The organism is Pseudomonas sp. Marseille-Q5299 (genome assembly GCF_943737035.1).
Taxonomy (GTDB): Bacteria; Pseudomonadota; Gammaproteobacteria; order Pseudomonadales; family Pseudomonadaceae; genus Aquipseudomonas; species Aquipseudomonas putida_E.
Map to the genome: position 1 here is coordinate 218,476 of NZ_CALSFR010000006.1, position 12,293 is coordinate 230,768.

General features: G+C 59.8%; 14 protein-coding genes. All 14 read left to right on the forward strand.

The window, feature by feature from the left end:
- Positions 1-144 precede the first annotated feature (144 nt).
- The 14 genes from hmpA (at position 145) to NGJ21_RS18330 (ending at position 12,191) form a co-directional block, all read left to right on the forward strand.
- Positions 145-1,323, forward strand: coding sequence for an NO-inducible flavohemoprotein (gene hmpA / locus NGJ21_RS18265; protein ID WP_251962473.1), 1,179 nt, complete (start codon positions 145-147; stop codon positions 1,321-1,323).
- 374 nt (positions 1,324-1,697) lie between these two features.
- Positions 1,698-2,204, forward strand: coding sequence for a disulfide bond formation protein B (locus NGJ21_RS18270; RefSeq protein WP_039601973.1), 507 nt, complete (start codon positions 1,698-1,700; stop codon positions 2,202-2,204).
- A gap of 558 nt (positions 2,205-2,762) precedes the next feature.
- Entirely contained in the window at positions 2,763-3,707 is a 945-nt protein-coding gene (cyoA, locus tag NGJ21_RS18275) for a ubiquinol oxidase subunit II (protein WP_012316183.1), read from the forward strand.
- 3 nt (positions 3,708-3,710) lie between these two features.
- Positions 3,711-5,729 (forward strand): cytochrome o ubiquinol oxidase subunit I, encoded by a 2,019-nt coding sequence (gene cyoB / locus NGJ21_RS18280; protein WP_115273905.1) that lies wholly within the window; start codon positions 3,711-3,713, stop codon positions 5,727-5,729.
- A 3-nt stretch (positions 5,730-5,732) separates the two neighbouring features.
- On the forward strand, positions 5,733-6,356 hold the full coding sequence (gene cyoC, locus NGJ21_RS18285) for a cytochrome o ubiquinol oxidase subunit III (protein ID WP_012316181.1): 624 nt from the start codon (positions 5,733-5,735) through the stop codon (positions 6,354-6,356).
- The gene (gene cyoD, locus NGJ21_RS18290) at positions 6,356-6,688 is read left to right on the forward strand and encodes a cytochrome o ubiquinol oxidase subunit IV (RefSeq protein WP_012316180.1); all 333 of its coding nucleotides are present in this window, start codon (positions 6,356-6,358) and stop codon (positions 6,686-6,688) included. The genes cyoC and cyoD overlap by 1 nt, the downstream gene beginning before the upstream one ends.
- Positions 6,689-6,699: 11 nt before the next feature.
- Positions 6,700-7,587, forward strand: a complete 888-nt coding sequence (gene cyoE, locus NGJ21_RS18295) for a heme o synthase (RefSeq protein WP_012316179.1) — start codon at positions 6,700-6,702, stop codon at positions 7,585-7,587.
- Positions 7,588-7,828: 241 nt separating this feature from the next.
- On the forward strand, positions 7,829-9,037 hold the full coding sequence (gene alaC / locus NGJ21_RS18300; protein ID WP_046784500.1) for an alanine transaminase: 1,209 nt from the start codon (positions 7,829-7,831) through the stop codon (positions 9,035-9,037).
- Between the two features lie 153 nt (positions 9,038-9,190).
- Positions 9,191-9,574 carry a YkgJ family cysteine cluster protein gene (locus NGJ21_RS18305; RefSeq protein ID WP_012316177.1) on the forward strand — a complete coding sequence of 128 codons (384 nt, stop codon included), beginning with the start codon at positions 9,191-9,193 and terminating at the stop codon, positions 9,572-9,574.
- 469 nt (positions 9,575-10,043) lie between these two features.
- Positions 10,044-10,298: a hypothetical protein gene (locus NGJ21_RS18310; protein ID WP_125923423.1), complete on the forward strand. Its 255-nt coding sequence runs from the start codon at positions 10,044-10,046 to the stop codon at positions 10,296-10,298.
- Positions 10,291-10,542, forward strand: a complete 252-nt coding sequence (locus NGJ21_RS18315; protein ID WP_251962474.1) for a DUF3077 domain-containing protein — start codon at positions 10,291-10,293, stop codon at positions 10,540-10,542. The genes NGJ21_RS18310 and NGJ21_RS18315 overlap by 8 nt, the downstream gene beginning before the upstream one ends.
- A gap of 143 nt (positions 10,543-10,685) precedes the next feature.
- Complete coding sequence (locus tag NGJ21_RS18320; protein WP_012316174.1) at positions 10,686-11,249, forward strand: GNAT family N-acetyltransferase; 564 nt, start codon at positions 10,686-10,688, stop codon at positions 11,247-11,249.
- Positions 11,246-11,785 (forward strand): hypothetical protein, encoded by a 540-nt coding sequence (locus NGJ21_RS18325; RefSeq protein ID WP_174141570.1) that lies wholly within the window; start codon positions 11,246-11,248, stop codon positions 11,783-11,785. The genes NGJ21_RS18320 and NGJ21_RS18325 overlap by 4 nt, the downstream gene beginning before the upstream one ends.
- A gap of 19 nt (positions 11,786-11,804) precedes the next feature.
- Entirely contained in the window at positions 11,805-12,191 is a 387-nt protein-coding gene (locus NGJ21_RS18330) for a lysozyme inhibitor LprI family protein (protein WP_251962475.1), read from the forward strand.
- The last annotated feature ends 102 nt before the right edge of the window (positions 12,192-12,293 follow it).

The window sequence follows — 12,293 nt, forward strand, 5'->3', positions numbered from 1 at the left end:
ATTGGTCCAAATGACTATACGCCATGCCTGGTCGTTTTGACATGTACTTAGCCAACATACTGATTTTATTGATATTTAAGTTTGGCACGAATACTGATACTGCACATGCAACCATTCGAAGCCTCTGGCTCAGGAGTTGTTGCAATGCTCAATGCCGAACAACGTGCAATCATCAAAGCCACTGTCCCGCTGCTGGAAACCGGTGGAGAGGCGCTGACCACCCACTTCTACAAATTGATGCTCAGCGAGTATCCGCAAGTGCGCCCACTGTTCAACCAGGCGCATCAGGCCAGTGGCGACCAGCCGCGCGCCCTGGCCAACGGCGTGCTGATGTACGCCCGGCACATCGACCAGCTGGAGCAGCTCGGCGGCCTGGTCGGCCAGATCATCAACAAGCATGTCGCCTTGCAGATCCTGCCGGAGCATTATCCGATCGTCGGCAGCTGCCTGCTGCGTGCCATCGAGGAGGTGCTCGGCAAGGAGATCGCCACTGCAGAGGTGATCGCTGCCTGGGGCGCGGCCTATGGGCAGTTGGCCGAGATCCTCATTGGCGCCGAGGAAGGCCTCTACAAACAGAAGGAAGAGGCTGCCGGTGGCTGGCGCGGTACCCGCGAATTCCGCCTGGTACGCCGCGAGCAGGAAAGCAGCGAGATCGTTTCGTTCTACTTCGCTCCTGTCGACGGCAAACCGGTGCTCAAGGCTGAACCGGGCCAGTACATCGGCTTGCAGCTGTTCATCGACGGCGCCGAGCACCGTCGCAACTATTCGCTGTCGGCCTTGTGCGATGGCAAGCAATACCGCATCAGCGTCAAGCGTGAGGCGGGCGGCAAGGTGTCCAACTACCTGCATCATGAAATGATGGTCGGCAGTACCGTGCAACTGTTCCCGCCGTCTGGTGACTTCACCCTTGCCGCCAGTGACAGGCCGCTGGTGCTGATCAGCGGTGGTGTCGGCATCACACCGACCCTGGCCATGCTCGAGGCGGCCCTTGAAACCAAGCGACCGGTGCATTTCATCCACTGTGCGCGCAATGCAGGGGTGCATGCATTCCGTGGCTGGGTCGATGGGCTGGCCGAGCGTCACCCGCAGCTCAAGCGCTTTTATTGCTATGCCGAGGATGATGGTTCGCACGACGCCAATGCGGTGGGGCTGTTGAGCCAGGAGCTTTTGGGTGAATGGATGCCGGGTGAGCGTGACGTGGATGCGTACTTCCTCGGGCCCAAGAGCTTCATGGCGGTGATCAAGCGTTACCTTAAAGAGCTGGGTGTGCCCCAGCAGCAGAGCCGCTACGAGTTCTTCGGGCCGGCGACAGCTCTGGAGTGATGTGCTGACTGTTCGGACCCCATCGCCGGCAAGCCGGCCCCCACAGGTACGCTGGCGTACCTGTGGTTTCTGGGCTGCTTTGCATATAAAGGAAAGATGAACCGCGCCAGCCATCTTTCATCGTTAATCGTCCTTTAATCACTGTATCCTTCACTCCCGGGTGTCGAGGGGCTCGCCCCTGCGCGGCGCCCGGGCAGCCGCTTTTTTACCGGCCGGCGTTGAACCGATGTCACGCCTGCCGGTCTCAAGCCCACTCCGGATAGCCCTCGCAGTGCTGTCTTGCCGCTTCCTCGACACGCTAACGGTCAGACCTGCGTGTAGACTTGCGCCAGGCAGGTGGACCACGCTGCCCCTATCCATCGAAGGAACCGGCAATGAACGAACAAACATCGCGCCTGAATCGGGAACGGCGCTTTCTGGTGCTGCTGGGGGTGATCTGTCTCGCCCTGATCGGTGGCGCTTTGTACATGCAGGTGGTGCTCGGCGAAGCCCCCTGCCCACTGTGCATCCTGCAACGTTATGCCCTGCTGTTCATCGCCGTGTTTGCCTTCATCGCCGCCGCGATGCCCGGGCGGCGCAGCCTGACGTTGTTCGAAGGGCTGGTGGTGCTGAGCGCAATTGGCGGAATCGTTGCGGCCGGCAACCATGTGTATATACTCGCCAACCCCATGGTCAGTTGCGGTATCGATACCCTGCAGCCGATCGTCGACGACCTGCCGCTGGCCAAGCTCTGGCCGCTCGCATTCCAGGTCGACGGTTTCTGCAGCACGCCATACCCGCCGATCCTCGGTTTGTCCCTGGCGCAATGGGCACTGATGGCGTTCGTGCTGACCGCCATCCTGGTTCCGCTGGGCATCTACCGCAATCGGCGCCAGCCTTAGACATAAGTCCCGAATTTGCTGTGGTCTTTTGCACCCACAGAGAAGAGGGAAAAGTCGCCTACCGCTTGATCCAGATCAACCACAAAGCCTTGCGCAATGCGGGTTTGAGGCCTATCAAGCGGGGTGCGACAAACTGTCGCGAAGTTGAATTTTTGACCAGTATTGTTACGTATTCTGTAAAAGACTGTTGCTCAATAAGTCATAGTCAAGGGTTGGCGACCTCACTACAATCGCCCCCAATTTCCGTTCGGCACTGCTTGCGAGTCGCAGGATTGAAGGAAGCCCCAGCGCTTTCTTTTGCTGACTTCGTCAAGTTTCGCCCAGCGGCGATACCGGGCGGATACCCCTCCGCGTTTTCCCGCACCAAATGGACTTGGTCTGAAGTACAGGCCTGTTGCCTACGAAACCATAAGCACCGCTAACACGCTTGAGCCAAGGTCCTGCAGTCGGACCCCAGGCAGGAGCGTATTCGGGCGCGAAATGCCTCACTTGGCAGGACGAAGTGTTGGCTACCAAAACACAAATTGCATTGAAGCAAGCTGATCTAGAGGTCGTGAGATGAGTAAAAAGCGTTACCCCAGACTGTTTGGCATATTGCCCTTTTTAGGCATGCTTTTACTCAGCGGGTGCAACTGGACCCTGCTCGACCCGAAAGGTCAGGTCGGCATTGAGCAAAAGAACCTCATCCTCATCGCTACCGGCCTGATGTTGCTGGTGGTGATCCCGGTCATCATCATGACCGTGGCCTTCGCCTGGAAGTACCGTGCTTCCAACAAGGCTGCCACCTACACCCCGGACTGGTCGCACTCGACCAAGATCGAGGCTGCGGTGTGGATCATCCCGATCCTGATCATCATTGCCCTGGGTTATGTCACCTACAAGTCCACCCACAAGCTGGACCCATACCGTCCGCTGGATTCGGACGTGAAGCCGATCCAGATCGACGTGGTCGCACTGGACTGGAAGTGGCTGTTCATCTACCCGGAGCAGGGCATCGCGACGGTCAACAAGATCAACTTCCCGGCTAACACCCCGGTCAACTTCCGCGTCACCTCCGACGCCGTGATGAACTCGTTCTTCATCCCGGGCCTGGGCGGCCAGATCTACGCCATGGCCGGCATGACCACCAAGTTGCACCTGATCGCCAACGAAAACGGCGTGTTTGACGGTATCAGCGCCAACTACAGCGGTGCTGGCTTCACCGGCATGAAATTCAAGGCTACTGCCACTTCCCAGGAAGACTTCGACAAGTGGGTCGCCGAAGTGAAGCAGTCGCCTCTGAAACTGGGCAAGGCCGAGTACGAAGCACTGGCCAAACCTAGCGAATACAACCCAGTCGCGCTGTACAGCGAGGCGCCAGCGGAGCTGTTCCAGACCATCGTCGACAAGTACGAAGGCATGAACCGCGGCAAGCCGGTCCACGAAGAAGCAGGCAGCAAAGATCTGGCCACCACCACGGGTGTGGAATCGAGTACGCAACCAGCTGCCGGTGCAGAGGAGTAAGAGATGTTCGGTAAATTAAGCCTGGAGGCGATACCCTATCACGAGCCGATAGTCATGGTGACGCTTGCCATGATCGCGCTCGGCGGTATCGCTGTCGTCGGCCTTATCACCTATTTCCGCAAGTGGACCTACTTGTGGACCGAGTGGCTGACCACGGTCGACCACAAGAAAATCGGGGTGATGTACATCATCGTCGCGATGGTCATGCTGCTGCGCGGCTTTGCCGACGCCATCATGATGCGTACCCAGCTGGCTGCTGCTACCGGCGGCTCCGAAGGCTACCTGCCGCCTGAACACTATGACCAGATCTTCACCGCTCACGGTGTGATCATGATCATCTTCATGGCGATGCCGTTCTTCACCGGCCTGATGAACCTTGCGGTTCCTCTGCAGATCGGTGCACGTGACGTTGCCTTCCCGTTCCTGAACTCCCTGAGCTTCTACCTGCTGCTGGCAGGCGTGCTGCTGGTCAACATCTCGCTGGGCGTTGGTGAATTCGCCAAGACCGGCTGGGTTGCCTATCCGCCGCTCGCGGGCATTCAGTACAGCCCTGGGGTGGGTGTCGACTACTACATCTGGGCGCTACAGCTATCCGGATTGGGTACGACGCTAACCGGTGTGAACTTCCTCGTCACCGTGATGAAGATGCGCGCACCAGGCATGAAACTGATGGACATGCCGATCTTCACCTGGACCTGCACCTGGGCCAACGTGCTGATCGTCGCTTCCTTCCCGATCCTGACCGCTGCACTCGCACTGCTGACTGTTGACCGTTATCTGGACTTCCACATTTTCACCAACGAGCTTGGTGGGAACCCGATGATGTACGTCAACCTGTTCTGGGCGTGGGGTCACCCTGAGGTTTACATCCTGATCCTGCCGGCCTTCGGCGTGTTCTCGGAAGTGACTTCGACCTTCTCCGGCAAGCGTCTGTTCGGCCACCACTCGATGATCTACGCATCGGGCGCGATCGCCATCCTGGGCTTTGCCGTATGGCTGCACCACTTCTTCACCATGGGTGCCGGCGCCAGCGTCAACACCTTCTTCGGCCTGGCGACGATGCTGATCTCCATTCCGACGGGTGTGAAGCTGTTCAACTGGCTGTTCACCATGTACCAGGGCCGTGTGCGCTTCACCGCACCGATGATGTGGACCCTGGGCTTCATGATCACCTTCTCCATTGGTGGCATGACCGGCGTTCTGCTGGCTGTTCCAGGTGCTGACTTCGTGCTGCACAACAGCCTGTTCGTTATCGCTCACTTCCACAACGTGATCATCGGTGGTGCGGTATTCGGCTACATTGCCGGCTTCGCCTTCTGGTTCCCGAAAGCCTTCGGCTTCACCCTGAACGAGAAGTGGGGCAAAGCTGCCTTCTGGTTCTGGATCTCGGGCTTCTACGTTGCGTTCATGCCGCTGTATGCCCTGGGCTTCATGGGCATGACCCGTCGTCTGAACCACTCCGACAACCCGCTGTGGGAACCCTACCTGTACGTTGCCGTCGTCGGCGCCGTGCTGATCCTGTTCGGTATCGCTTGCCAGCTGATCCAGATCTACGTTTCGGTCCGCGACCGCAACCAGAACCTGGACGTGACCGGCGACCCATGGGGCGGCCGTACCCTGGAATGGTCGACTTCGTCGCCACCTCCGTTCTACAACTTCGCCCACATGCCTGAGAAAGTTGGCCTGGACTGCTGGCACGAAGCCAAAGAAGCCGGTGTTGCCTACAAGGCACCGGGCAAGTACGAGCCGATCCACATGCCGAGCAACACTGCTACCGGCTTGTTCATGGGCCTGTTCCTGACCGTCTTCGGCTTCGCCTTCATCTGGCACATCTGGTGGCTGGTGGGCGCGAGCCTGGTTGCGACCATCGCTGTCTTCGTTCGCCACGCTGCGCGTGACGACCAGGGCTACATGGTTCCGGCCGAAGAAGTGGCGCGCATCGAAGGCGAGCGCATGAAAGCGCTGGCCAAAGCAGGTGCTCTGCCTGCCGGCGCACGTGTCGAATCGTTTGAGCGGGTGTAATCAATGTCCAGTCAAGTAATCCACGGCGCTGCTCATGGTCACGACCATGGGCACGACGATCACCACCACGACTCGGGCCAGATGACCGTACTCGGTTTCTGGCTGTACCTGATGACCGACTGCATCCTGTTTGCGTCGCTCTTCGCCACCTACGCGGTGCTGTCCGGCAGTTTTGCCGGCGGCCCGTCGGGTCATGACATCTTCCAGCTCGATTTCGTAGCTGTAGAAACGCTGTTCCTGCTGCTGTCCTCGATCACCTTCGGCTTCGCCATGCTGAAGATGTTCGACGGCAAGAAAGCAGGCGTGCTGGGCTGGTTGGCAGTGACCTTCCTGTTCGGTGCTGCGTTCATCGCGATGGAAATCTACGAGTTCCATCACCTGATCGCTGAGGGCTACGGCCCGCAGCGCAGTGGCTTCCTGTCGGGCTTCTTCGCCCTGGTAGGTACCCACGGCCTGCACGTGACCGCCGGCCTGATCTGGATGGCAATCATGATGTACCAGATCAACAAGCACGGCATCACGCCGACCGCCAAGACCCGCATGAGCTGCCTGAGCCTGTTCTGGCACTTCCTGGACGTGGTCTGGATCTGCGTATTCACCGTCGTTTACCTGCTGGGGGTTCTGTAATGGCTAACGCACACGACACTCATCACGAAGGTAACCACGGCAGCGTGAAGTCCTACATGATCGGCTTTGTACTGTCGATCATCCTGACCGCGATCCCGTTCGGCCTGGTGATGTACCCGAGCCTGCCGAAGAACCTGACCGTCCTGATCGTGGTGGCCATGGCCGTCATCCAGGTGGTAGTGCACCTCGTGTACTTCCTGCACATGGACCGCTCGAAAGAGCAGCGTTCCAACGTGTCGACGTTCCTGTTCACCACCATGGTGATTGCACTGCTGGTCGGCCTGTCGCTGTGGATCATGTTCAGCATCCACTACGAAATGATGGCCAAGTGAGGTAAGACTGCATGTCCGTTAAGCACTTTATCCAAATCACCAAACCGGGGATCATTTTCGGTAACGTGCTTTCCGTGGCAGGCGGTTTCTTCCTTGCCTCGAAGGGCCATGTAGACTTCGCCCTGTTCCTGGCGGTGGTTATAGGTACGTCCCTGGTGGTTGCGTCCGGTTGTGTGTTCAACAACTGCATCGACCGCGACATCGATATCAAGATGGAACGTACCAAGAACCGCGTCATGGTCCAGGGCGGCATGTCGCTGACCCTCGCGCTGGTCTACGCCACCCTCCTCGGGGTGGCGGGCTTCAGCCTGCTGTATGTCCAGGCCAACCCGCTGTCGGCGTTCTGTGCGCTGATCGGGTTCATCGTCTACGTCGGTTTCTACAGCCTCTGGCTGAAGCGCAAATCGGTGCACGGCACCTTGGTTGGCAGCCTGTCCGGTGCCATGCCTCCGGTGATCGGCTACTGCGCCGTGAGCAACAGCTTCGACCTGGCGGCAGTGACCCTGCTGGTGATGTTCAGCCTGTGGCAGATGCCGCACAGCTTCGCGATCGCAATCTTCCGCTTCAAGGATTACAGCGCTGCCAACATTCCGGTCCTGCCGGTGGCACGCGGTATTCTTGCGGCCAAGAAGCAGATCGTGCTGTACGTGCTGGCCTTCGTGCTCGCTACCCTGATGCTCACCCTCGGCGGTTACGCCGGCCTCGGCTACCTGGCCGTGGCAGCTGCCATGGGCCTGTACTGGCTGTACATGGCCTGGGGTGGTTACAAGGCCGAGGACGACAGCAAGTGGGCCCGCAAGGTGTTCGGCTTCTCCATCCTCACCGTTACCGCCCTGAGCGTGATGATGGGTGTTGACAGCCAGACCGCTGCGGACGTGCTGATGACCTACGCACGCTGATACAGTCGCCTGTTACACGAAAACCCTGGCCATGTGCCGGGGTTTTTTTTTCGATTCTGGCCCTATCATCGGCTTGGAAACATAAATCTCTGGTTTTCAAAAAATACATCTGAAAAGTTCTAACAAAACAGGATTATGTCCTTTACAGTCATACTGTTTCGGCATTATCTTCTGATCCAGGCCGCCACATCGGCCAGCGTCGCTCGGACGGTTCCGGGCGCTTACGTACTCAGAGGAAACCATGGCCGACCAAGGTTCGCCGCGCCGCTTTGCGCGCATCGATCGTCTCCCCCCCTACGTCTTCAACATCACTGCCGAGCTCAAGATGGCTGCCCGCCGCCGTGGCGAGGACATCATCGACCTGAGCATGGGCAACCCCGATGGTGCTACCCCGCCGCACATCGTCGAGAAGCTGGTGCAAGTCGCCCAGCGTGATGACACCCATGGCTACTCAACCTCTCGCGGCATCCCGCGGCTGCGCCGTGCCATTTCCAACTGGTACAAGGAGCGCTATGAGGTCGACATCGACCCGGAAAGCGAAGCCATCGTCACCATCGGCTCCAAAGAGGGCCTGGCGCACCTGATGCTCGGTACCCTCGACCATGGTGACACCGTGCTGGTGCCCAACCCGAGCTACCCGATCCACATCTACGGCGCAGTGATCGCCGGTGCCCAGGTGCGTTCGGTGCCGCTGGTGCCCGGTGTCGACTTCTTCAATGAACTCGAGCGCGCGATCCGCGAGTCCATCCCCAAGCCGAAGATGATGATCCTCGGCTTCCCGTCCAACCCTACTGCCCAATGCGTGGAGCTGGACTTCTTCGAGCGCGTGGTGGCCTTGGCCAAGCAGTATGACGTGCTGGTGGTGCACGACCTGGCCTACGCCGATATCGTCTACGACGGCTGGAAGGCACCGTCGATCATGCAGGTACCGGGTGCCAAGGACATTGCCGTGGAGTTTTTCACGCTGTCCAAGAGCTACAACATGGCCGGCTGGCGGATCGGTTTCATGGTCGGCAACCCTGAGCTGGTCAGCGCCCTGGCGCGAATCAAGAGCTACCACGACTACGGCACTTTCACCCCCTTGCAGGTCGCGGCGATCGCGGCGCTCGAAGGTGACCAGCAGTGTGTGCGCGACATCGCCGAGCAGTACCGCCAGCGCCGCAACCTGTTGGTCAAAGGCCTGCACGAGCTGGGCTGGATGGTCGAGAACCCCAAGGCGTCGATGTATGTCTGGGCCAAGATACCCGAGCAGTACGCCCACCTGGGGTCGTTGGAATTTGCCAAGAAGCTGCTGGCTGAAGCCAAGGTGTGTGTCTCGCCGGGCATCGGTTTTGGCGATTACGGTGATGACCACGTGCGCTTCGCCCTGATCGAAAACCAGGACCGGATTCGCCAGGCGATACGGGGCATCCGGCAGATGTTCCGGGCTGATGGCCTGAGCCGCAAATAGTGCAGTTTCAGGGGCCGCCATGCGGCCCCTGATGTTTGCCGGATCGACGGCAAACTATTTTTCGTTGCCCCTCTTCTCAGCCGACCTGGCTTCGATTACAAATGGCGCCGCGGGCCAGCCCCGATAACAATAACCTTCCCCTTCCGTGCCATCATGTCCGAATACAACCCTTGCCTTGACTGCGGCGCCTGCTGCGGGTACTTCCGTGTGTCCTTCTTCTGGGGCGAATGCCAGTCAGCCGGTGGCGTTGTGCCCGATGACCTGGTGGTGCAGATCAACCCAACCCGGGTAGCCATGATCGGCACCGATGCCAAGCCGTGCCGCTGCGTCAGCCTCAAGGGCGAGATCGGCACCGAGGTGGCGTGCACCATTTACGCCAACCGTTCCAGCCCTTGCCGTGAGTTCGAAGCGTCGTGGGAGGGGGGCGTACACAACCCCAGTTGCGACGATGCACGTGCTGCTTATGGTTTGCCGCCGCTGACGCCACCGGGGGCCAACGAGCCGCATTGGCCGGATGATGGGGCCGAGGTGGCCTGACCACCGGCGACACGGTCATCGTAGGAGCGGCCTTGTGTCGCGAAAGGGTGCGAAGCGCCCTCAGGATTTTAGGGTCGCCACAGGTATCGCTGGGGCCGCTTTGCGGCCCTTTCGCGACACAAGGCCGCTCCTACAACAATCGCATCGCCAGTCATGTGTAAGAAGTTTCTGAACCTGAAACCAAATGCTTCAGAAAGACGGGCTTGGCGAATTATCCTACGATGCGTGTCGGATGCCGCCTGATAGGCGGGGAAGGACTACAGCGATAACTTCACGGTTCGCCCATATGGCGAGCGAGTGTGAGAACTCGTTGTTGGTAGTCGGCCGTTTTTATGGCAGCTGTGCGCGTGCAGGCTTAGGCCTGACCGTGGTGACTCCAACACGGGCTTCTCACCTCGCGCACGGCTGCCACCCCAATCTGTGAGAAGGACCAGGGTGGTTGCTCCTAGAAATGTCATTGGAGTTCACCATGAAAAAAATCGTACCCGATCCACCCGACAGCTTCCCTATTCCCTACATCTCGATAATCGCCGACCTTTCCCTTGAAGACGCCAAGGCCCATGCCGCCGCCCTAATGGACAGCCTTTCGCGCACCATCGAGCTCTACCTCAGCACCGTGGGCGAAGACCAACGCAAGGTGGTGCTGGATAACATGGGCATCCACACCGAGCTCCTGCGGGCCCTTTTCGGCCATATGAGCACGTTGGAGAGGGCGCATGAGTGATGACCTGAAAGCGCGAACCACGGTTGGCCAAGAGACGTTTCTCGATCTGTATGCCATCCAGCCGGGAGTGCCGCTCGATCACGCGTTTGACGAACTTTCCGTTCTGCTTGGGTGCATTCGGCACTTGAGTGAGGAAACCGAGATGGAGGGCAACCTCGTTGCCGGCAGCGCCGCGCGCATTCTAAGTGCCATGGCCAAGGCGCTGATCAATGACATGGAAATGGGCTTGAACCGCGGGGCCTGAAGCGTGTTCGCCCAGCGCACTTGAGATCGAGCGCCGCCCGCGCGGCGCTCAGTCTTCAATACCCCCTGAAACACCAGGCATGCCCCAGCCCTCCCACATGACGTTAAACTGTCATTTCCCCAGCAATGGACAGGAGATGCGGCGTGACCCCACCCCGAAGTTTCCCCACCGACCTCTGCCTCGACAGCCCGCGCCTGCAGTTGCGCCCGATGCGCCACGCCGATGCCCAGCAATGGCTGACGATCATGGCCGACCCCGAGGTCATGCGCTATTGGCACCATGCCCCCTGGCAAGACCTAGCCGAGGCACAAAGCGCCCTGGCTGCCGACCGCGAGGCCTATGCCAATGGTGACCAGCTCAAGCTGGGCATGTACCGCCGTGACACTGGCGAACTGATCGGCATGGTCCAGCTGTTCAACATCGATGACACCTCACGCCGTGGCGAGATCGGCTATTGCCTGGCCAGCGCAGTGCAGGGCAGGGGCTACATGGACGAGGCACTGACCTGCTTCATCGACTACCTCGCCCATACCCTGCACATGCGCCGCCTGGAGGCCGAGATCGACCCGCGCAACAATGGCTCGGCACGTACGCTGGAGCGCCAGGGCTTCGTCCTTGAAGGCACTTTGCGCGCACGCTGGTGCGTGGCGGGTGAGTTGTCCGACTCGGGCATTTACGGGTTGTTGCTCGAGCCACCCGTTGCATGACGGCTTTTTACCTCACCTTCAGCCTTGCCCTGTATTTGCTCGGCCTGTGTTTCGATGGCGCGCTGATGAGTGCCGGCAGGCACATGCCGGCCTTGCAGATGTTGCTGTACGGGCCATGGGGCGTTCCGTTCGGGCTGTTTCAGTGGTTTGCCAACCCGCTGCTGGCAATCGCAGTCCTTGCCCACCGGCGTTTCCGCCGCCTGGCGCTGCTAGCCGGGTTGGCTGCGTTGTACCTGGCGGCCAGCAGCTTTGGCATCGAACGGCTGCCGGATAACATCAGCTACGCGTTTCAGGACCGTACGGGCTTTGGTGCCGGTTTTTACCTTTGGCTGGCGTCTATCGTGGTGTTCTGCGCAGGGCAGGCATGGCATGTCTGGAAGGCGCGCAGTGCACAGGACATGCCGGGCTGGCGCTGGCTCGACGTGGCGCTGATCGCGGCACTGGCGCTGGCGTTGTATGCCGCCACGCAAATGCCGTCGCTGCGCTTTGTGCCCGGCAAGGTACTGATGCCTGCGGAGCAGCCGCAGGCGTTTTGATATGGACCAGGAGATGGCGATGAGCAAGCAGTATCTGATGGGGTTGGCCTTGGCATGTTGCATGCCTGTGGCAATGGCCGAGGACAACTCGCCGAGCTATACCCAGTGCATGGACAAGGCTTCCAGTACGCTGGCCATGAGCAGTTGCATCCAGGCCGAAACCCAGCTGCAGGATGCGCGGTTGAACCGGGCCTACAAGCAGCTGATGGGCAAGCTCGAAGCGGAGCCGAAGAAGAGCTTGCGCGATGTTCAGCGCCAGTGGATCGCTTACCGTGATGGCAACTGCAAGTTCCACGTGCAAGCCAGCGGCGGGACGATGGCCCAGCTCGAAGGCGGGATGTGTGGGCTGGACATGACCCGCGAGCGGGCGGCAGAGCTGGAACGGGTGCTCAGCCCTGGGCAGTGATGTTGCCTGTGCGGGCGCCATCGCTGGCAAGCCAGCTCCCACAGGTACAGCGCAGAACTCAAGAACTGCGCGGCCCCTGTAGGAGCTGGCTTGCCGGCGATG